This is a genomic window from Chitinophaga sp., from assembly GCF_017745275.1.
Classification (GTDB): Bacteria; Bacteroidota; Bacteroidia; order Chitinophagales; family Chitinophagaceae; genus Chitinophaga.
This window is the reverse complement of the sequence record NZ_JAGHZS010000008.1, coordinates 11,883-33,779: the sequence shown is the minus strand read 5'-3', so window position 1 is coordinate 33,779 and position 21,897 is coordinate 11,883. Positions and strand designations below refer to the sequence as shown.

Sequence of the window (21,897 nt, the reverse complement as noted above, 5' to 3'; positions counted from 1 at the left end):
GTTATATTGCAGATAAACCAAAACATTCTCATGCAAGTTGCTTATATAGTAGATGCGGTACGCACCCCCATAGGTCGCTATGGTGGCGCTTTAAGCACAGTCCGCCCGGACGATTTGCTGGCGCATCTGATTAAATCGTTAATGAAAAGAAATGCGACTTTAGATCCCAATGTGATTGAAGACCTGATCGCCGGTGCAGCTAACCAGGCGGGGGAAGACAACCGGAATGTGGCGCGGATGGCGGCATTGCTGGCCGGACTACCGGTAACGGTGGCTGGTAATACCGTAAATCGTTTATGTGCATCCGGTATGCAGGCCATTATGGATGCTTCCAGGGCGGTGATGTGTGGTGAGGGAGATGTATACCTTGCCGGTGGTGTAGAAAGCATGACCCGTGCGCCGTTTGTAATGCCTAAATCGGAGGGGCCTTTTAGCCGTAAAGCTGAAATATATGACACGACCCTGGGGTGGCGGTTTATTAATCCGCGGTTATCAGAAATGTATCATCCTTATTCAATGGGCGAAACCGCGGAGAATGTCGCCAATCAATGGCATATAGGGAGAGAGCAGCAGGATGTCTTTGCCTTGCGCAGTCAAACGCTCTACAAACAGGCGTTAGATGCCGGAAAATGGGAGGATGAAATTATCCCGGTAGAGGTGACAGGAAATAAAGACGAGAAAATAATATTTGCGAAGGACGAACATCCCCGCGTAACCACGTTGGAAAAGCTCTCCAGCCTGCGCCCGGCGTTTGCAAAAAACGGTTCGGTAACAGCCGGCAATTCGTCGGGAATCAATGATGGCGCCGCAGCCCTGTTGATTGTATCCGAAAAAGCATTGAAACAGTTTAACCTGCAACCGTTGGCGCAAATAAAGAGTATGGCGGTAGCAGGCGTAGATCCGGCTATTATGGGTATCGGTCCCGTACCTGCTTCCAGGAAGGCTTTGCAGCGGGCCGGCATCACAGCCGATCAACTGCATCTGGCAGAATTGAACGAGGCCTTTGCTTCGCAATCATTGGCCTGTATACAGGACCTGGGATTGAATCCGGATATTGTCAACGTAAATGGTGGGGCCATTGCTATAGGCCATCCGTTGGGTTGTAGCGGGGTACGTATCACCACCACACTATTGCATGAAATGAAGCGCAGGCCTGGTGCTAAGTATGGATTGGCTACCATGTGTGTGGGAGTAGGGCAGGGTGCTGCAATGGTATTTGAAAAAGTATAGGCCTGGCCTAAAATAGCGAGCGGTCGGACATTACATCCGGCCGCTCGTTGCTGGCAAGCAAAAAAAAGGGTTCATCATAGACAGATTTGCTTCTCCGTCATCATTTTCCGGAGATTGATCAGACCATAACGCATCCGACCCAATGCCGTATTGATGCTCACTTGCGTGAGATCTGCAATTTCTTTAAAACTCAGCTCTGCATAGTGACGAAGAATAATTACTTCCCGTTGTTCTTCCGGTAACATGTCCAGCATTCTGCGAACGCGGTCATGACTCTGGCGGGTAATTATTTTTTCTTCAGCACAACTGTCACTAAAACCGAGAACATCAAAAATATCTTTATCGTCACCAGTTCTGATCATTGGTGTACGCTTGATCTTCCTGAAATGATCCACGCACAGGTTATGTGCAATACGCATGGCCCAGGGCAAAAATTTCCCTTTTTCCGTATAGCGTTCAGCCCTGATGGTGTCAATAATTTTAATGAAGGTGTCTTGAAAAATGTCCTCTGCGAGGAAAGAATCTTTCACCAGTAATAGGATAGAAGTGAACACCTTGTCTTTGTGACGGTGTACCAACTCCTCTAATGCGGAAGAATGTCCCTTTTTAAAGAGAGTAATCAACTGCTCATCGCACAATTTGTACATTACTTGCATAAACTTCTACAACTAGGCGGGTTAGTAAATAAATTACAGAAATACAGCCAGTTTGGTTGTGTTTGTTAAGTAAAGTTTATGCGATATTGAACAGTTTAAGTTTAAGAAATTATTGGTAAATCCAGCGAGATAGATCTGGTCTTATGCAAATATAAAAGAATAGTTCAATAAAACAAATATAAAAATAGCTTTTAGCCCATAGCTATTAGCTTATAGCGTATAACGAACACGTAAAAAAAGCAGACGTCAGAACTAACATCTTTTCCCTTAAATTTGTTCTGTCATGGCAACAAAAGTAAAGAAACAAACGACTATTATTGATCCTCAGGAAGTTAGCCCGCAGGACCATATTTTTATAAAAGGCGCAAGGGTCCACAATCTCAAGAATGTAAGCGTATCAATTCCCCGTAGCAAACTGGTAGTAGTTACCGGTGTGTCCGGTTCCGGAAAATCATCGCTTACCATGGATACCCTTTATGCAGAAGGACAACGCAGATATGCAGAAAGTTTAAGTTCCTATGCCCGTCAGTTCCTGATGCGTATGAATAAACCTGATGTAGATTATATCAAAGGCATTTGTCCGGCAATCGCTATTGAACAGAAAGTCATTACCCGTACTCCCCGTTCCACCGTGGGATCTATGACGGAAATTTATGATTATCTCCGGTTACTCTTTGGAAGAGTAGGTAAAACTTATTCTCCCATCTCCGGAAAACAGGTAAAAAAACATGAGGTCAGTGATGTGGTAGATTATATCACAAAGCTGAAACATGGCGCTAAAGTTTTGCTGCTGGCTCCTTTCCGCCGGCATGCAAAAAGAGATGTAAAAGAAGAACTGAATATCCTCCTGCAAAAAGGCTTTTCCCGTTTATACGTACCCGGTAGTGAAGGCACAGGCTTGCTACGTATCGAAGAATTGCTGGAACAGAAGAAAATAAGTGTACCAGCTGATGCCTGGGTACTGGTAGACAGGCTGGTAGTAAAGGATTTTGAGGAAGATGATAAACACCGCATTGCGGATAGTGTACAAACAGCATTTTACGAAAGCGAGGGGGATTGTTATGTGGAAGTAGATGGAAAGGAAACCATTCACTTCGCCAATCGCTTTGAGCTGGATGGTATCACTTTCGAAGAACCGGTTCCCAATCTTTTTTCTTTCAACAATCCTTACGGCGCTTGCCCTACCTGTGAAGGGTTTGGACAAACCTTAGGCATTGATGCTGACCTGGTGATACCAGACAAACGCCTCAGCGTTTTTGAGGGCGCCATCGCGCCCTGGCGTGGTGAAAAAATGGGCGAGTATAAAGAAGCGCTCATCAAAACTGCCCGCAAGTTTGGCTTCCCGGTACATAAACCTATTGCAGAACTCACCGATGAACAGGTGCAATTGCTCTGGACCGGGAATGAACATTTCTACGGTTTGAATGAGTTCTTCAAAATGGTGGAACAAAACCTGTACAAAGTACAATACCGTGTACTACAGGCCCGCTATCGTGGCCGTACTACCTGCCCCGAATGTGGTGGTGGACGCCTGCGTAAAGAAGCCCTCTACATCAAAGTGGGAGACCGCAACATCGCGCAACTGGTAGACTTACCCGTATCAAATCTGAAACAATGGTTTGATGAGCTGCAACTCACGGCATACGAACAACAAATCGGGAAACGTATTCTTATTGAAATAAACCATCGTCTGAAAACATTGCTGGACGTAGGCCTGGGATATCTTACCCTCAACAGGGTAGCCAATACCCTGAGTGGCGGAGAAAGTCAGCGTATTCAACTCACGCGTACCCTCGGTAGCAACCTGACCAACTCTATGTACATCCTGGATGAGCCAAGTATTGGACTACACGCCCGGGATACGCACCGCCTGATTTCCGTACTCAAAGAACTGCGTGACCTCGGTAATACCGTGGTAGTAGTAGAACACGATGAGCAGATGATGGGGGAGGCGGACTACATCATTGACATGGGCCCGCTGGCCAGTCACCTTGGAGGAGAAGTGATTTTTGCGGGTACTTATCCGCAGATTTTGAAAGATGCCAACAGCCTGACAGGCAAGTATCTCAGCGGTCAGTTTGCCATTGACCCGCCAGCGAAAGTGCGCAAGTGGAAAAAAGCAATTACAGTAGAAGGTGCGCGTCAGCATAACCTGAAGGATATTACGGTGGATTTCCCATTGGGTGTATTAACCGTGATCAGTGGCGTGAGTGGATCCGGAAAAACCACGCTGGTAAAGCAAATCCTTTATCCTGCGCTGATGAAGCTGAAAGGCGAATTTGCCGAAAGGGTAGGTAATCACAAAGCATTGAAAGGTGCGCTGGATGATGTAACCCAGGTGGAGATGATTGACCAGAATCCAATTGGTAAATCATCGCGTTCCAACCCGGTTACTTATATCAAGGCGTACGATGAAATCAGGGACCTGTATTCCCGGCAGCCGCTTAGTAAAATGCGTGGTTTCCAGCCTAAACATTTTTCATTCAACGTAGATGGCGGTCGTTGTGATGCATGTAAAGGAGAAGGGGAAGTAATTGTAGAAATGCAGTTCCTTGCCGATGTACATCTCACCTGTGAAAGCTGCGGTGGTAAAAGGTTTAAAGATGAGGTGCTGGAAGTTACCTACAAGAATAAGAATATCTACGAAGTGCTGGAAATGGGGGTAGATGAAGCACTGGATTTCTTTAAAGACGAGAAAGATGTGTGCAATAAAATACGTCCGTTAAACAGTGTGGGATTAGGTTACGTGAAACTCGGACAAAGTAGCGATACCCTCAGCGGTGGAGAAGCACAGCGTGTGAAACTGGCGTCTTTCCTGGGTAAAGGAAAAGCACAGGGACATATTTTATTCATCTTCGATGAGCCTACCACAGGTCTGCATTTTCATGATATCAAAAAATTACTGGATTCCTTTAATGCACTTATTGAACAAGGACATACGGTGCTGGTAATTGAACATAACCTGGACGTGATCAGGAGTGCTGATTGGGTGATAGACCTGGGGCCGGAAGGCGGCGCCGGCGGTGGTAATTTATTGTACGCAGGCATACCGGAGGGATTGAAAAAAGTAAAAGAAAGTTATACAGGAAAATACCTGTAAGGATATTAAAGAAAGGGCCGAAGTTTAACTCCGGCCCTTTTAGTATTTTACAGTGTGTATGTAGAATCCAAAATCCTCAAACCATTGATCGGCCATATCTGACACGTGTTTGAATCCAAACTCCTGTAGTAGCCATTCCAGGATTTGTTCCATCGACTTATTATATATTTCGTCATCTATGAGAGAGGATTTCACGCTGGAGTCACCATAGAATATAACATATCGTTGTTGTAGTAACTGTGCGAACCTGTTGTAGTAAGCGCAAATCCTTGTCCGTTCCTTTTCATCACTGATAATCCATAGTTTTTGTCCCCAACCATCTGTTTGCACTATTTCCGGATGAAAGTTTGTACGGCCGGCATGGGTATGAAAATTAGGGATGGCTTCCCACCACCAGTCGTCACTTATTCGTTCGTCTCTGTCGCCTTTGTTGGAGTTTGAACAGGCCTGTTCCCAGCATGCCGTAATTTCATCTGCATTGGAGATGTTATGCCAGCTTTCTACTTTAAAAGAGGAAACGGTGTAGAAATCCAGTTCACGCAGGATGGGATCCTTGTTAATGACGTCTCCCATATCCAACACGGCCGCAGCAGATAGCCGATGTCCGGTGATGACCCGTAAATCTACGCCCATAAAGACAAGTACTTATCTGAGTCTGTCCAGTGATTTGATCAGTTTCTCATCTTTATAAATTCCTCTTACTGCCAGGAACAAAAGAATGATAATAACGATAGGCAGGAAAGAGGCAGGCAGGTAGGATGCCGAAACAATCGCAACGCCGCCGGTGCTCAGTTTATTAGCGGTTTGTTGTACCACATAGTATTGGTAAGCCAGTGCGGCAAAACCAAAAAGAATGTTAAAAATAGTCAGGCGAAACTGGAGTTTACGTTTCTTAAAAAGGAAGATAGTGGCCAGCGACACCAGGATAATGATGACATACAGTACAAACAGCAGGTAGTTGCTGGAAGCGTTTACATAAACAGGGTTCGTGCTATTGGTCAGCGTAGCTTTCCACAGATCGAAGGACAGGGCAGCAGCGCCTGCGGCGGCAGCCAACAGCAGATAGAGACTCTGGATGCGTTGTATCATGATATTTGTGAATGTTTAACGCTGTAAAAGTAAGTAATTTTAATGGTTAGAATGCTTAATTGTGGGTAGGCATCACACTATTTGGGTGGAGGGCCTTAATACAATACTTCGTATATTGCACGCCCAATAACAATCTTAATATTTATATGGCAAAGAAACTGAATAAGCAGGATGCGTTAGACTATCATGCAAAGGGCAGGCCGGGTAAAATTGAAGTCATACCTACAAAGAACACAAAATCGCAATGGGATCTTTCACTGGCGTACTCTCCCGGAGTAGCAGAGCCATGCAAAGAAATTTTCAATGATGTAGAAAACGTTTATAAATATACCGCAAAAGGTAACCTGGTGGGCGTTATCAGCAATGGTACCGCTGTATTGGGTTTAGGAGATATCGGTCCCGAAGCCGGCAAACCGGTGATGGAAGGGAAAGCGGTGTTGTTTAAGATATTTGCCGACATAGATGTTTTTGATATAGAACTGGATGCAAAAGATCCGGATACCTTCGTAGCAGCCGTAAAGGCCCTGGAGCCTACGTTTGGTGGTATTAATCTGGAAGATATCAAAAGCCCCGAGTGCTTTGAAATTGAAGAAAGGCTGCGGAAAGAGCTGAAAATTCCGATCATGCACGATGATCAGCATGGTACGGCTATCATCTCTTCTGCCGCACTGTTGAACGCTTTAGAGCTGGTAAAGAAAAAAATAGAGAAAGTAAAGATCGTGGTAAACGGCGCAGGAGCTGCTGCCATGGCTTGTGTAAAGTTATACGTGGCGCTGGGCGCCAAACCCGAAAACTTTATCATGTTTGATAAAGACGGTGTTTTAAACAAGGATCGTAAAGATCTCTCCGACAGACATAAACAATTTGTTACCAGCACCAAAATTACCACGCTGGCAGAAGCCATGAAAGGCGCGGATGTATTCCTGGGCCTCTCCGTAGGTAACGTAGTAACAGCCGAAATGGTAAAGGGCATGGCTAAAAACCCGATTGTTTTCGCCATGGCCAACCCTGATCCGGAAATAGCCTACGATACCGCCATTGCTGCCCGTCCGGATATCATTATGGCTACCGGCCGTTCCGACTATCCCAACCAGGTGAACAACGTATTGGGTTTCCCTTACATTTTCCGCGGAGCCCTCGACGTGAGAGCTACTCAAATCAACGAGGAAATGAAGCTGGCAGCGGTAAGAGCATTGGCAGAAATGGCCAAATCTCCGGTACCGGATATCGTGAACCTGGCTTATAACGAAAGAAATATTTTCTTCGGACCTAAATATATTATTCCAAAGCCGCTGGATCCGCGCTTGTTGAGCACTGTAGCGCCAGCAGTAGCTAAGGCAGCTATGGATAGTGGTGTAGCACTCCGTCCGATCACCGACTGGGAGGCATACCGCAATGAGCTGAATCACCGTCTGGGACTGGATAATCAACTGTTCCGCGTAATAGGTACCAAAGCCCGCCGCGATCCAAGGAAAGTGGTGTTTGCAGAAGCAGACAACCTGAAAGTGTTGAAAGCCGCGCAGGTAGTGAACGACGAAGGAATTGCCTATCCGATCCTGTTGGGTAATGAAGCACGTATCCGCGAGTTGATGGTGGAAAATGCGATCGAAATTGATGATGTGGTGATCATTGATCCGAAGAGTGAAGAGATGAAGGAAATGCGTCACCGCTTCGGAGACCTGTTCTTCGAAAAGCGTAAGCGCAAAGGCCTCAACCTGTATGAAGCCCGTAAAATCATGCGCGAACGTAACTACTTCGGCTGTATGATGGTGGAAACCGGTGAAGCAGATGCCCTGATTTCCGGCCTGACCCGCAAATATCCTGATACCATTCGCCCTGCCCTGCAGGTAATTGGTATGGAAGAAGGTGCCAAGCGTGTAGCGGGTATGTATATCATTGAAACCAAACGTGGACCTTTGTTCCTCGCCGATACAACCGTTAATTTCAATCCTACTGCAGAAGAGCTGGCAGATATTACCATGATGGTGGCGAAAGAAGTGAAGCACTTTAACATCACGCCACGCATTGCGATGTTGTCGTATTCCAATTTTGGCAGCAGCCAGACGCCGGAAGCGCAAACCATGAGCAAAGCACGTGAAATTGTAAAGCAACGTGATCCTTCCCTCATTGTAGACGGTGAAATACAGGCAGCCATGGCCTTCAATAAGGAGATCCTGAGAGACAACTATCCATTTACGGAACTGCTGGGCGAAGAGGTAAATACCCTCATCTTCCCTAACCTGGCCGCTGGTAATATTGCTTATAACCTGCTACAGGAAGTTGCTGGTTTTGACGCTATCGGACCTATTTTGCTGGGTATGAAAAAGCCGGTACACATCCTGCAATTGGGTAGTACGGTAAGACAGATCGTTAACATGGTGAATATCGCCGTAGTTGATGCACAGGAGAAATGCTGCAGAGACGCGGAAAAGGTGAAAGGCAAGAAAAAGAAAAAATAAGCACAAAGCAGAAAGCAGAAAGCAGAAAGCACAAAGCTATTTTAGCAAATGATCAAAGCGCATAAATATCCGCAATGGTCATCCGCTAAAATAGCTTTGTGCTTTCTGCTTTGTGCTTTCTGCTTTTTCCATATATTTATCCTATGCAAACTATTTCCCGTAAGAAGATATTTTTCCCGATTAATGCCGCTTTCCGCAACTATCTCAAGATGTACGAGCGGGAAGTGAAGTTGCCTTTATCTTACGAGGAACTGCGGTATTATGATCAGTCGATTGCCGTGTATGATAAGGAAGGGAAAGATACGTTATGGGAAACCGTGTTTTATCCGCAAAGTATGGTAGGGCCTATTCATGCAGGTTTAAAGCGGGTGTACTCTATCCTGAAAGCAGGTGGTGATCAGGCGGCAGAAGAGCATTTACACATTGAGCGGATTGACTATTGCACCTTCGGAAATTCTCATCCTTTCCGCATAAAAATTGTCAATAATTATAACGAAGTATACGACTATTTTTATATTAAGATGGCAGATGCATCCCGTATCTATGGCCTGGAACTGGAGCATATCCTATCTCCCTACTGGATGAACTTCCTGATAGATGGTAATACGCTGGTAGAGGAACATATTGCCGGTGTACCAGGGGATCAGTTCATTTTGCATTACCTGAACCGGCCGGAATTTAACCCTAAACGTATTGCCAAGGAGTTTGTAAAATTCAACGAACGCTGCTTTGTGCGCCTGTTAGGCGATATGCGTTCCTACAATTTCATTTTCGATATTACACCTGATTTTGATGATGTACAGTTCCGTATCCGTGCCATCGATTTTGACCAGCAGTTTTATGAGGGCCGGCGTACCTTGTATATGCCACAGTACTTTAAGGAGAACAGGATATTTGTAGACCTGGCCATTAAACATCTCAATGCCGAGGTGGTAAAACAATATCAGCAGGAAGAGCGGGCGGTAATTGCCCGTCGTTTAAAGGTGCAGCGGCATCGTATCAAAGACCTGCGGGATGTGATTATGACCGACCGGGTCTCCTTTCCTGAAAAGATACAGCAGTTGGGTAATGAACTGGCTGAATATTATCATGATCCGGTTTTTGCCCGTTGTAAAACGATGGGAGAGATTATAGAACGCAGTTTAAAACGTTTGTTGGTAAGTAGTTTACGTTAACGCCTGTATTAAATCTTAATTTAAGATCTGATTGAAAAAATCCTTCCTATCTTTGATCAGTTATGGAGTTCAAATTCTTCTATCATTTCGGAAACTTCCTGCTCATGCTCAAAGGCATGTTTTCCCGCCCGGAGAACATGAAGATGTACTGGAAGCAATTTATGCAGCAATGTGTGGATATCGGCGTAGGGTCGTTTGGGATAGTGTTTATTATTTCCCTGTTTATGGGAGGGGTAACTACTTTACAAACAGCTTATCAGCTGGTAAGTCCTATCATACCTAAGAGTACCATCGCGCAGGTGGTACGTGATACCATTATCCTGGAATTTGCGCCCACGCTGACCTGTATTGTATTGGCCGGTGTGGTGGGTTCTAAAATAGCCTCTGAGTTGGGTAATATGCGGATCTCTGAACAAATTGATGCCCTTGAAATTATGGGTATCAATACCAAAGGATATCTCATTGCCCCTAAAATTATGGCGGCTATATTAATGATACCTGTACTGGTAGCCATTGCCGGTTTCCTCGGTATTTACGGGGGAAAAGCCGCTGGTGAACTATCCGGCGTTATTTCCGGCGAACAGTTTATGCAGGGGCTGCGACAGCAATTCAAGGCTTACAACGTATTTTTTGCAATGGCCAAATCCTATACCTTCGGATTTATTATTGCCAGCGTGTCAGCCTACTATGGCTATAATGTTTCCGGCGGCGCACTGGAAATAGGTAAGGCCAGTACCACTTCTGTGGTGGTGAGCTGCGTGCTGATATTATTCATGGACTATGCGTTAACGGCGATATTACTGTAATCATGATTGAACTGCAAGACATAAGAAAGAGCTTTGGCGAAAAGGAGATACTCAAAGGTGTATCCACTATTATGGAACCCGGAAAAGTAAACCTGATCATCGGTTCCAGCGGTAGCGGTAAAACGGTGATGATGAAGTGTATCGTAGGACTGATGGGCGTTGATAAAGGAAAAGTGCTTTACGACAACCAGGACTTTACCGCGATGGATGATAAGGAAAAGAAAACCATCCGCCAGGAAATAGGCATGCTGTTCCAGGGTTCCGCCCTGTTCGACAGTATGACCGTAGAGCAGAACGTGATGTTTCCCCTGGAAATGTTTGGTACCGGTACCCTGAAAGAAAAAAAGGCCCGCGTGGCAGAATGCCTGGAAAGAGTACAGTTGAAGGAAGCTGCAAAGAAATTTCCTGCTGAAATTAGCGGTGGTATGAAGAAAAGAGTAGGTATTGCCCGTGCTATTGTACTCAATCCCAAGTACCTTTTCTGTGATGAGCCTAACTCCGGCCTGGATCCGCAAACTTCCCTGCTCATCGATAAACTCATTACAGAGTTGACCCAGGAGTACAATATTACTACCGTTATCAATACGCACGATATGAACACCGTAATGGAAAGCGGCGACCATATTGTATATATGTACCAGGGGCAGAAGCAATGGGAAGGTAGTAATAAAGACATCGTATTCTCCAAGGATCAAAAGTTAAACGACTTCATTTTTGCTTCTGAGTTTTTACGGGAAGCTAAAGAAATGCGCCAACTGGAGATGTTTAAAGATGGTAAATGGCGGGATCAGTTGAAAAAGGAGCAGGAAGGTGGGAAAAAGTAGCTCTTTTGTTAATATATTTTCAGGTAATATATTGAAAATGAGTTTCTTAAGTTCCAAAGTGCCTTAAGAGCAGTTTTGGTAGCTTTATCTTAAAGGTGCTAAATTGCAGAATTATAGAAATCGGCTTATTTTTGCCGTCCAGAAGAATCAGATATATAATATTAAACCAATAAAACAAGCGCGATGAGTGTTTTAGTTAATAAGGATAGCAAAGTGATCGTTCAGGGATTTACCGGTACTGAAGGTACATTCCATGCTACGCAGATGATTGAATATGGTACCCAGGTAGTGGGTGGTGTAACACCGGGAAAAGGTGGCAGCACGCACCTGGAGCGTCCGGTATTCAATACTGTGGCCGACGCGGTGAAAGCAACCGGTGCAAATGTTTCTATCATTTTTGTGCCTCCGGCTTTTGCAGCTGATGCTATCATGGAAGCTACCGAAGCAGGTATTGCGCTGGTGGTATGTATCACAGAAGGTATTCCGGTGCAGGATATGATCAAAGCAAAAAATTTCCTGCAAGGCACTACTACCCGTCTTATCGGGCCTAACTGCCCGGGTGTGATCACTGCAGACGAAGCTAAAGTGGGTATCATGCCAGGCTTTATCTTCAAAAAAGGTAAGATCGGTATCGTTTCTAAATCAGGTACTTTGACCTACGAAGCAGCTGACCAGGTGGTTAAAGCTGGCTTAGGTGTTTCTACCGCTATCGGTATTGGTGGAGACCCAATCATCGGTACCCCTACTAAAGACGCAGTAGAGCTGCTGATGAACGATCCTGAAACAGAAGGTATTATCATGATCGGTGAAATTGGTGGTAGCATGGAAGCAGATGCCGCTAAATGGATCAAAGAACATGGTACCAAACCAGTAGTAGGTTTCATCGCCGGCCAAACTGCTCCTCCGGGACGTCGTATGGGTCACGCAGGTGCTATCATTGGTGGTGCTGAAGATACTGCTGCTGCAAAAATGAAAATCATGGCTGAATGCGGCGTTACCGTAGTAGAAAGCCCTGCCAACATTGGTAAAACAATGGCAGAAGTACTGAGCAAAAAAGCTGCCCTGGTATAATTACCAGCCAGTAAAAATATATAAAGGTGAAAAGTGACGCGGAGTATTCCATCACTTTTCACCTTTTTTTGTACCCTGATTTATGGAAACCGTGCGAAGGTCTGCATCCTCTCTAAAAGCAGTAACTTAATGTAAATAAATGATCCTATATGCGTTTATTCATCGGAATATTCATTGTTTTAATCTTTAGTAGCAATAAGATGATGGCCCAGTTTAATTATGATAACTCCTGGAAGAAAATAGCGGCACTGGAAGAAAAAGGTCTGCCTAAGTCGGCCCTGGAGATAGCGAACGACATCTACGCCCATGCCGTGAAGGACAAAGCCACGGTACAACAAATCAAAGCGCTGATCTTTCAGCTGAAGTATAATGCAGAGATCAACGACAGCAGCACCCTGCAGAATCTTAAAAAGATAGAACAGCAGATTGCTGATGCCTCTGGCGCTCAGAAGGCCATTTTGCAGAGTATCAGAGCCGAAATGCTGTTCCGGTATTTCAACAACAACCGTTACCGGTTTTATAACCGTACTGCCATCGCCAATGATCTAAGTACGGATATCACTACCTGGACGGCCGACCGGCTGCACCAGGAATTAATCAGTGCCTACCAGGTTTCCCTGTCAGACAAAGCACTGCTGGAGAAAACCAACCTGGCCGAATTTGATCCGATCATCGTTAAAGGAAATACCCGCGCCTTACGGGGTACCCTATACGATTTGTTAGCGCATCGTGCATTGGAATATTTCAAATCCGGTGAAGCAGGAATGACGAATCCGGCTAACCAATTTGAGCTGACAGATCCCGCTGCTTTTGCACCTGCCGCCACCTTCGCCGGGCATACCTTTGCCACTACCGACAATACTTCCCTGCAATACCAGGCCTTGCTCATTTTGCAAGAGCTGATCCGTTTGCACACGGGAGATAAAGCTGCGCTACTGGATATAGATGTGGAAAGAGTATCCTACATGAACCAGGTGGCCGTAATGGAGAATAAGGAAACACTTTATTTGCGGGCCCTTGAACAGATGGAACTGGCGTATAACGGTCTTCCTGCTGTAACAGATGTACTGCAACTACAGGCGGATTATTACCTGCAGGAAGGACGATCAGAAAAAGAAGGACAGGGCGAGGCCATGAAAAAGGCAAAAGCGATCTGTGAAAAAGCAGTACAACTGGCCCCCAAATCTCCGGGTGGGGCAGCCTGTGCCTCAATACTGGACCAGATCAGGGAAATGTCGCTGGAACTGACAACAGAAGCGGTGAATGTACCAGGTCTTCCTTTTCGTACCCTGGTAAAATACCGTAACATTAATAAAATATACCTGCGCCTGGTGAAAGTGGATGAGGCTTTCCTGCAAGCACTGCAAAAGGCGCAAAACAATTACAACACCCTTGAAAATCCTTACTGGAAAACAGTGATAGGTCGCCCTGCACTAAAAACATGGGAACAGCCGTTACCAGATCCTAAAGATTATATCCTTCACAAAACAGAAATCAAGATAGATGCCCTGCCAGCAGGACATTACATGCTACTATCGAGTGTGGATCCGAAGTTTGTGCTGAAAGGAAACCTGATTGCCATGCAATTGACCTGGGTATCCAATATCAGCTATATAGAGAATGATAGTACTTATTATGCCCTGGATCGTAGCAGCGGTAAGCCATTGAGCGGTATAAATGTAGATGTGCTGAAGCAAAAAAATGGTAACGATTATTCAAACTGGGTATTACAAAAATCACTGGTAACCGGGAAAGACGGTAGCATAACAGTGCCACCGACAAAAAATGGCGGAAACTTGCGCCTCCACTGGAAAAAAGGGGATGACGAACTGTATATTGATGAGTACAAATACTTCTATAGTAACTATCGTGATAAAGCTACAGAACCCAAGCCAGAAACGTTCCTTTTCGCAGACAGAAGTATTTACCGCCCTGGTCAAACCCTGTATTTTAAAGGGATTGTGCTGAGAAAACGCATGACGGGAACACAAAGTAATCCGTTGCCCAACTTCCAGACCACCCTGTGTTTGTATGATGTAAACGGTACTAAAGTAGATTCCATCAGATTAACTACTAATGAATACGGATCTTATTCCGGGAAGTTTGTATTGCCGGAAGGTCGTATGAATGGCGATTTTACCCTGAGAGATGATAATGCCAATGCACACCTTTACTTCAAAGTAGAAGAATATAAGCGTCCTAAGTTTTATGTTTCCTTTGATACCATCAAAAGCAGTTATCGTTTAGGCGATACCGTTACTGCAACGGCTAAAGCACTGGCCTATGCCGGTAATAATATAGACGGTGCTAAAGTAAAGTACCGGGTAGAGCGCCGGGTACGTTATCCTTACCCCTGGTTATTTTATAAGATAGGTATCCCATACGGTTCTTCCCGTGAAATCATTCATGGAGAAACCACCACAGACGCCAACGGTGCTTTCACCGTAAAGTTCCCGGCTGTGGCGGATAAGTCTGTAAGCCCGGCTAACAAACCGATTTTTACATACGTGGTACACGCGGATGTAACCGATTTGAATGGAGAAACCCGCAGCAGTGATCAATCTGTGAGTGTTGGATACCAGTCAATGGAAATTGCAGTGACCGCACCGGATCGCATGGAACAAAAGGATCTGGCAGACATAAAAATCTTCTCTAAAAATCTTAATGGTGCTTATGAACCGGCTACGTTGAAAGTGCAACTGAAGCCACTGCAGCCCAACAAACGTTTGCTACGCCCCCGTTATTGGGAAGCGCCGGACCAGTTTGTAATAGATGAAACCAGCTACATACAGTCGTTCCCGTTAGATGTGTACAAGGATGAAGACGATACTAAGCACTGGCCTCGTTTAGCACCGGTAGTCAATGAAACACTGGCCAGCAAAGCAGATGGTAAGGTGGCTTTCAACACCAGCAGGTTGGCGCCTGGATTCTACGAACTGGAAGTAAGTACAACCGATAAAAATAATGAACCCGTTATTCAAAAAACGGTGTTTGAATTGATTGATGTAAAGGCGAAGAACCTGTCGGCTCCCAGCTACCTCTGGTCATATCAGCCAACAGCGGAAGTAGAACCGGGGAAAACCGCAGAGATACTATTAGGAACATCTGCCAAAGATCTCCATATCATTCAATCCAGCATCACGGCTGTTACCAAAGAAGAGCGCTCCAACCTGTCGTTATCAGACATCAAAAAGCTGGAATTCCCTGTCAGCGAAGATAGCCGGGGAGGTATAGAGGTAGCTTACGTGTTTGTAAAAGACAACCGCGTATTCAATGCACACATGAATATCTCCGTTCCGTGGAATAACAAGGACCTGAAAGTAACGCTGGGTACACACCGCGATAAATTATTGCCAGGTGAAAAAGAGAAATGGACTGCGCAGATTACCGGCTACAAAAATGAAAAAGTAGCAGCGGAAATGCTGGCTTCTATGTACGATGCTTCTTTGGATGCCTTTGTACCGCATCGCTGGAACATTCCTGGTATTTATCCAAGCGTATATAATATTACCCAGTTTGGCGGGCGTGAAAACTTCAATGCACAGGTATCCTCTTATACCTACGATCATGAGTTCCCTGATCACAGCAGTGAGGCCAAAATGTATGATATGCTGAACTTATTTGGGTGGACAATGGAAGAAGGTGGAAATAGGGTATATGCAAGTGTTTCACATGTGATGAGGAAGGAGTTGAAAGGCGTTCCCGGAGAAGGTAACTTGTCGCGGGCCAGGCTGGAAGACAGCGCTGGTGCCGGTGTGCCTCCTGCCGCAGCTCCGGCTCCGGCACAATACGGGGAAGCATTTAAGGACAAAGGGAATGCAAACCAGCCTGGAGACAAGGAAACGCCTACTTCTTCCATTCGTACCAACTTCCAGGAAACAGCTTTCTTCTTCCCTGATCTGCGTACGGATAAAGACGGCAACATCACCTTCGAATTCACCATGCCGGAAGCCCTCACCAAATGGAACTTCCAGGCATTGGCTCATACTAAAGATCTTGCCTTTGGCATGACCAGCACCAACATCGTTACACAGAAAGTGCTGATGGTACAGCCTAACACACCCCGCTTTGTACGCGAAGGCGATAAAATGGAATTCACCGCTAAAGTGAGCAATCTCTCCGATACCCTGTTGATTGGCCAGGCACACCTGGAGCTGCTGGATGCCAACACCATGCAGCCGGTAGACGGATGGTTCCAGAACATGTTCCCGCTGCAACACTTTACCGCCCAGGCAGGACAAAGCACACTGGTGAGTTTCCCGATCCAGATTCCTCACGGTTTCCAGAGCGCGCTCATTTACCGTGTTACTGCCCAGGCAGGCAACTTCAGTGATGGAGAAGAAAACGCGTTGCCAGTACTGACCAACCGTATGCTGGTAACGGAAGCAATGCCACTGCCAGTCAGAGGCGATGGAAAACACGATTTTACTTTCGGCAAACTGTTGCATAGTGATAGTTCTCAAACATTGGTGCAACACGGCGTAACAGTAGAATATACCAGCAATCCCGCCTGGTACGCGGTACAGGCATTGCCTTACCTGATGGAGTATCCGTACGACTGTGCGGAGCAGGTGTTTAACCGCTACTACGCCAACGCATTGGCTACGCATATCACGAATGCTACACCAGGTCTGAAAGACATCTTCCAGAAATGGAAAATTTCAGATACCGCTGCATTGCAGAGCAACCTGCAAAAAAATGAAGAGCTGAAAGCCGTATTACTGCAACAAACACCGTGGGTACTGGAAGCGAAAAACGAGGCACAACAAAAAAAGAATATTGCTTTACTGTTTGACCTGCAGCGGATGCAAGCCGAAAGAAAGAAAGCATTGGATCAGCTGGCCGCTAAGCAACTGCCTAATGGCGCCTTCGCCTGGTTCACTGGTATGTGGGAAGACCGCTACATTACCCAATACATACTGGCCGGAATCGGGCATCTGCAACAAGTAGCAAAAATAGATGACGACGCAGCAATCACGATGGCCAACAAAGCCATTGACTATCTCGATAAAAAGCTGGATAAAGATTACTACGACCTGGTACATGCAAAAGCCAATCTGAAAGGAGAGGTGATCAGCTCTCAACAGATCCAGTACCTGTATGCACGTAGCTTCTTTAACAAACCGGTTCCTGATGCTATGAAAAAATCATTTGATTTCTTCTACGCACAAGCCCGCCAGTACTGGACTAAACAGAATAAGTATACACAAGGAATGATAGCGTTGTTGCTGTTCAAAAAGAACGACGCTATAACGCCAAAGGCTATATTAAAGTCGCTGAAAGAAACTGCAATGAATAGCCCGGAAATGGGTATGTACTGGAAAGATAATTCCGGTGGTTACCGCTGGGAACAGGCGCCTATTGAAACACAGTCCCTGTTGATAGAAGCATTCCAGGTAGTTGGTAAAGATGAAGCTGCCGTTGCAGATCTGAAAACCTGGTTGCTGAAGAATAAGCAAACCAACAACTGGCATACCACCAAAGCCACTGCAGATGCCTGCTATGCCATGTTGTTACAGGGTAGCAACTGGCTGGCGGCCAATCCGGATGTAACTGTACAGTTAGGCAATACCACTGTTAAACCAGCTGCTACTGAAGCGGGTACCGGGTATTTCAAAGAGAAGATAGATGGTAAATCCGTGAAACCAGGCATGGGTAATATCAGTGTTACCGTGAAGGACAGCAAAGGTCAGCCATCCTGGGGTGCTGTGTACTGGCAGTATTTCGAAGAACTGGACAAAATTACATCTGCGCAAACGCCGCTGGTGCTGGAAAAAGAGTTGTATAAAGAAGTGAACAGCGACAAAGGCCCGGTACTCACTAAAATTGAAGACGGTAATGAACTGAAAGTAGGAGATAAGGTGAAAGTAAGAATTGTATTGCGTGCGGACCGTACCATGGAGTACATTCATCTGAAAGACATGCGGGCAGCTTGCTTTGAGCCTGTTAATGTGATCAGCAGCAGCAAATGGCAGGACGGTCTGAGTTATTATGAAAGCACCAAAGATGCATCCACCGATTTCTTTTTCAGCTATTTACCGAAGGGGACTTACGTATTCGAATATACGCTGTTTGTAACCCACCAGGGTAAGTTCTCCAATGGTATCAGCACGGCACAGTGTATGTATGCACCGGAGTTTACTGCACACAGTGGTGGATTGAATGTGAAAGTGACGGAATAAATATTGCTAATAACAAACCATGGGGGATTTTCGATTTTCGGAAATCCCCCTTTTTATATCTTCGCGTGATCATGAGGAAAGCAGATTACCTTATTATAGGGCAGGGAATTGCGGGTACCATGCTGAGTTGGTTCCTGCTTCAGGCGGGCAAAAGCGTGGTCGTGATCGATGACGCCAAACCCAATAGTGCATCAAGGGTGGCTGCCGGGATTATTAACCCGGTGTCTGGCCGCCGTTTTGAGCCGGCCTGGATGTATGATACTATTTATCCGTTTGCAAAAAATACCTATCTGCAGCTTTCGGCTTTGCTGCAGGTACCGGTTTTCACAGAACGTCAGTTATGGACCGTGTTCCCGTCTGCCCAAATGAGAGATGCCTTCCTGCACAAAACTACCGGTAATGACTATACGGAATTACCTGCGGCATTAAAGTATGAGGCATTCCTTGATCAGCCTTTCGGTGCTGCTATTGTGCATGGGGCTACGGTAAACCTGCCGTCCCTGTTGCCTGCTTACCGGCAATATTTGAAAGACCGCGAAGCATTGCAGGAAACTCATTTTGATGTGAATGTATTGGAAATAACACCCACGGGGATTATTTATGAAGATATACAGGCGGATAAGCTGATTTTTTGTGATGGGGTAGCCACTACGGCGCTTCCATTTTTTGAGCGTGTCAAATTTTTGCCGAATAAAGGGGAAGTATTGCTGATAAAAGTGCCGGGATTGGAGACGATGGATATTATCAAGAAGGGAATTACCCTGGTGCCCCAGGATCATGGGGTATTCTGGGCGGGTTCTTCTTTTGTATGGGATTATGAAGATGACCATCCAACGGTGCAGCAGCGCGAAGTATTGGAACAGCGGCTTTCGCAACTGTTGATGGTACCTTATGAGGTGGTAGGACATTTGTCGGCGGTGCGGCCTTCCGGCAATGACCGGCGCCCTATCGTAGGTTTTCACCCCGATTACCCGGCAATTGGTATATTCAACGGGCTTGGCACGAAGGGATGTTCGCTGGCGCCTTTTATGGCGGCGCATTTTAAAGATGTGCTTGTTTCAAATGCGCCACTGATGCCGGAAATAGCCCTACAACGATATTTTTAACATACTACGGGGATAAAATGCCCGATCCAAACCGTATCTTTGCCCCCCTTATGGGTAGAAGTGAACAACTGGATAGTGGTTGCCATTTGATGACAGCTTTTCCCGTATTTCAACCATAAAACTAACTAAATCAATTATTTACGCATGTACAGGACGCACACTTGCGGGGAGTTAAGAATGGAACAGGTGGGCCAGGAAGTAACTTTGGCCGGATGGATTCAGACAGTAAGAAAGTTTGGCAGCATCAATTTCTTTGATCTGCGAGACCGGTACGGTATTACGCAATTGTTGTTCGGTGAAAGCCTGAATGCCAAGCTGGATGCACAGCCCCTGGGCCGTGAATTTGTGATCCAGGTAAAAGGTACTGTTACCGAGCGTTCCAGCAAGAATAAAAATATTCCTACCGGCGATATCGAAATCACGGTAAGTGACTTTACGATCCTCAATGCGGCTAAAACACCGCCTTTCACCATCCAGGATGATACCGATGGTGGCGATGAGCTGCGGATGAAATACCGTTTCCTGGACCTGCGTCGTAATGTAGTTAGACAAAACCTGGAGCTGCGTTATAATATAGGACGTGTAGCACGTAACTACCTGCACAGTGCTGGTTTTATGGATATAGAAACGCCTTTCCTGATTAACTCTACTCCGGAAGGTGCCCGCGATTTCGTGGTACCCAGCCGTATGAACCCTAACCAGTTCTATGGTCTGCCACAGTCGCCGCAAACCTTTAAGCAATTGCTGATGGTGAGTGGCTACGACCGCTACTACCAGATCGTAAAATGCTTCCGTGATGAAGATTTGCGTGCAGATCGTCAGCCGGAATTTACACAGATCGACTGTGAGATGAGCTTTGTGGAGCAGGAAGATATCCTGACCACCTTTGAGCATATGCTGAAGCACATCTTCAAAGAAATAAAAGGACTCGAGTTCCCGGACGCATTCCCAAGAATGACATTCGATGACGCGATGGAATATTATGGTAACGATAAACCGGATATCCGCTTTGAAATGAAGCTGGTAAACATGAACGATACCGTAAAAGATAAAGGCTTCAAAGTATTTGATGACGCAGAACTGGTAGTGGCTATTGCTGCCACCGGCTGTGCTGAATACACCCGTAAGCAACTGGACGAGCTGACAGACTGGGTAAAACGTCCGCAAATTGGCATGAGCGGCCTGGTATATGTGCGTTACAACGCAGATGGTACCCTGAAAAGCTCTGTGGATAAGTTTTATGATGAAGCACAATTAAAATTATGGGCGCAAAAATGTCAGGCGCAACCCGGAGATTTGATCCTGGTGCTGGCTGGCAAGGAAGAGCGCACTAGAAAAGCTGCCAGCGAACTCCGCCTTGAAATGGGTGAACGCCTCGGTTTACGCAACAAAAACGAGTTTAAACCGTTGTGGGTAATAGACTTTCCGTTATTTGAGTACGCTGAAGAAGAAAATCGCTGGGTAGCTCGTCACCATCCATTCACGTCACCAAAGCCTGAACAGATAGCCCTGATGGACGATCCTTCCCAATATGGCAAAATCAAGGCGAATGCGTACGATATCGTATTAAATGGTACAGAGATCGGTGGAGGCTCCATTCGTATTTTCCAGCGCGATTTGCAGCAGAAAATGTTTGCCGCACTGGGTATGTCGAAAGAAGAGGCAGAACACAAATTTGGCTTCCTGTTAGGCGCATTTGAATATGGTGCACCACCACATGGAGGTATTGCCCTCGGATTTGATCGCTTGTGTTCGCTTTTGGGTGGCAGTGAAAGTATCCGTGACTTTATCGCGTTCCCGAAAAACAATTCAGGCCGCGATGTAATGTTGGATGCACCCGCTGAAATCAGCCAGGAACAGCTTAATGAGTTGAGAATCAGTCTGGTAAAGTAGCTCTTGCTACCAGCCATAAATTATAAAAGAAAGCTAAAAGCTATCGGACCGGAGCGTACCACGGAGGTTGGTATAGTCTTTGCAAGAAGCAAGGCTTTTGTAGTCAAAAATCCCCTTTGGTATGGCAGATTGCCGCATCAAAGGGGATTGGTACTAATATAAGGTACAATTTTTTTTAACAAACGATTAACGGGATAGATAAGAAGACGAAGAGACGTATTATTTAAATTTTTAAAGTAATATTGCGGTGTGATCATCGTTGATATGTGAGGAGACAAGTGATGCTGAAAACACAGAGAAAACTAT

Annotated in this window: 13 protein-coding genes; 10 read left to right on the top strand and 3 right to left on the bottom strand. The window is 45.7% G+C overall.

The window, feature by feature from the left end; translation table 11 throughout:
• Positions 1-30: 30 nt before the first annotated feature.
• Positions 31-1,230, top strand: a complete 1,200-nt coding sequence (locus tag J7623_RS23360; protein ID WP_291924946.1) for an acetyl-CoA C-acyltransferase — start codon at positions 31-33, stop codon at positions 1,228-1,230.
• Positions 1,231-1,304: 74 nt separating this feature from the next.
• Here the strand turns inward: J7623_RS23360 and J7623_RS23355 are convergent, their stop codons facing one another.
• Positions 1,305-1,877, bottom strand: coding sequence for a sigma-70 family RNA polymerase sigma factor (locus J7623_RS23355; protein WP_291924944.1), 573 nt, complete (start codon positions 1,875-1,877; stop codon positions 1,305-1,307).
• A 292-nt stretch (positions 1,878-2,169) separates the two neighbouring features.
• On the opposite strand from J7623_RS23355, the gene uvrA reads away from it, so the two are divergent.
• Positions 2,170-4,986, top strand: a complete 2,817-nt coding sequence (uvrA, locus tag J7623_RS23350) for an excinuclease ABC subunit UvrA (RefSeq protein WP_291924942.1) — start codon at positions 2,170-2,172, stop codon at positions 4,984-4,986.
• 39 nt (positions 4,987-5,025) lie between these two features.
• Here uvrA and J7623_RS23345 read toward each other — a convergent pair whose 3' ends face one another.
• Both J7623_RS23345 and J7623_RS23340 read right to left on the bottom strand, forming a co-directional pair.
• Positions 5,026-5,619 carry a hypothetical protein gene (locus J7623_RS23345; RefSeq protein ID WP_291924939.1) on the bottom strand — a complete coding sequence of 198 codons (594 nt, stop codon included), beginning with the start codon at positions 5,617-5,619 and terminating at the stop codon, positions 5,026-5,028.
• A gap of 12 nt (positions 5,620-5,631) precedes the next feature.
• The gene (locus J7623_RS23340) at positions 5,632-6,075 is read right to left on the bottom strand and encodes a DUF4293 domain-containing protein (protein WP_291924937.1); all 444 of its coding nucleotides are present in this window, start codon (positions 6,073-6,075) and stop codon (positions 5,632-5,634) included.
• Between the two features lie 146 nt (positions 6,076-6,221).
• Between J7623_RS23340 and J7623_RS23335 the strand changes: the two genes are divergently transcribed.
• From J7623_RS23335 to aspS, 8 genes are all read left to right on the top strand, one after another.
• On the top strand, positions 6,222-8,534 hold the full coding sequence (locus J7623_RS23335) for an NADP-dependent malic enzyme (protein ID WP_291924936.1): 2,313 nt from the start codon (positions 6,222-6,224) through the stop codon (positions 8,532-8,534).
• A gap of 143 nt (positions 8,535-8,677) precedes the next feature.
• Positions 8,678-9,709 carry a hypothetical protein gene (locus tag J7623_RS23330; RefSeq protein WP_291924935.1) on the top strand — a complete coding sequence of 344 codons (1,032 nt, stop codon included), beginning with the start codon at positions 8,678-8,680 and terminating at the stop codon, positions 9,707-9,709.
• Positions 9,710-9,771: 62 nt separating this feature from the next.
• The gene (locus J7623_RS23325; RefSeq protein ID WP_291924933.1) at positions 9,772-10,515 is read left to right on the top strand and encodes an ABC transporter permease; all 744 of its coding nucleotides are present in this window, start codon (positions 9,772-9,774) and stop codon (positions 10,513-10,515) included.
• Between the two features lie 2 nt (positions 10,516-10,517).
• Positions 10,518-11,339: an ATP-binding cassette domain-containing protein gene (locus J7623_RS23320; RefSeq protein ID WP_291924931.1), complete on the top strand. Its 822-nt coding sequence runs from the start codon at positions 10,518-10,520 to the stop codon at positions 11,337-11,339.
• Between the two features lie 183 nt (positions 11,340-11,522).
• Positions 11,523-12,410, top strand: a complete 888-nt coding sequence (gene sucD, locus J7623_RS23315; protein ID WP_291924929.1) for a succinate--CoA ligase subunit alpha — start codon at positions 11,523-11,525, stop codon at positions 12,408-12,410.
• Between the two features lie 149 nt (positions 12,411-12,559).
• The gene (locus J7623_RS23310) at positions 12,560-18,592 is read left to right on the top strand and encodes an alpha-2-macroglobulin family protein (protein ID WP_291924927.1); all 6,033 of its coding nucleotides are present in this window, start codon (positions 12,560-12,562) and stop codon (positions 18,590-18,592) included.
• 71 nt (positions 18,593-18,663) lie between these two features.
• Positions 18,664-19,698: an FAD-binding oxidoreductase gene (locus tag J7623_RS23305; protein WP_291924925.1), complete on the top strand. Its 1,035-nt coding sequence runs from the start codon at positions 18,664-18,666 to the stop codon at positions 19,696-19,698.
• Between the two features lie 144 nt (positions 19,699-19,842).
• The gene (gene aspS / locus J7623_RS23300) at positions 19,843-21,591 is read left to right on the top strand and encodes an aspartate--tRNA ligase (protein WP_291924923.1); all 1,749 of its coding nucleotides are present in this window, start codon (positions 19,843-19,845) and stop codon (positions 21,589-21,591) included.
• Positions 21,592-21,897 lie beyond the last annotated feature (306 nt).

What these genes read in the sequence shown, in the direction of transcription:
- J7623_RS23360 (WP_291924946.1), top strand. Translation starts at nt 31, where the DNA reads ATGCAAGTTGCTTATATAGTAGATGCGGTACGCACCCCCATAGGTCGC.
- J7623_RS23355 (WP_291924944.1), bottom strand. Translation starts at nt 1,877, where the DNA reads ATGTACAAATTGTGCGATGAGCAGTTGATTACTCTCTTTAAAAAGGGA.
- uvrA (WP_291924942.1), top strand. Translation starts at nt 2,170, where the DNA reads ATGGCAACAAAAGTAAAGAAACAAACGACTATTATTGATCCTCAGGAA.
- J7623_RS23345 (WP_291924939.1), bottom strand. Translation starts at nt 5,619, where the DNA reads ATGGGCGTAGATTTACGGGTCATCACCGGACATCGGCTATCTGCTGCG.
- J7623_RS23340 (WP_291924937.1), bottom strand. Translation starts at nt 6,075, where the DNA reads ATGATACAACGCATCCAGAGTCTCTATCTGCTGTTGGCTGCCGCCGCA.
- J7623_RS23335 (WP_291924936.1), top strand. Translation starts at nt 6,222, where the DNA reads ATGGCAAAGAAACTGAATAAGCAGGATGCGTTAGACTATCATGCAAAG.
- J7623_RS23330 (WP_291924935.1), top strand. Translation starts at nt 8,678, where the DNA reads ATGCAAACTATTTCCCGTAAGAAGATATTTTTCCCGATTAATGCCGCT.
- J7623_RS23325 (WP_291924933.1), top strand. Translation starts at nt 9,772, where the DNA reads ATGGAGTTCAAATTCTTCTATCATTTCGGAAACTTCCTGCTCATGCTC.
- J7623_RS23320 (WP_291924931.1), top strand. Translation starts at nt 10,518, where the DNA reads ATGATTGAACTGCAAGACATAAGAAAGAGCTTTGGCGAAAAGGAGATA.
- sucD (WP_291924929.1), top strand. Translation starts at nt 11,523, where the DNA reads ATGAGTGTTTTAGTTAATAAGGATAGCAAAGTGATCGTTCAGGGATTT.
- J7623_RS23310 (WP_291924927.1), top strand. Translation starts at nt 12,560, where the DNA reads ATGCGTTTATTCATCGGAATATTCATTGTTTTAATCTTTAGTAGCAAT.
- J7623_RS23305 (WP_291924925.1), top strand. Translation starts at nt 18,664, where the DNA reads ATGAGGAAAGCAGATTACCTTATTATAGGGCAGGGAATTGCGGGTACC.
- aspS (WP_291924923.1), top strand. Translation starts at nt 19,843, where the DNA reads ATGTACAGGACGCACACTTGCGGGGAGTTAAGAATGGAACAGGTGGGC.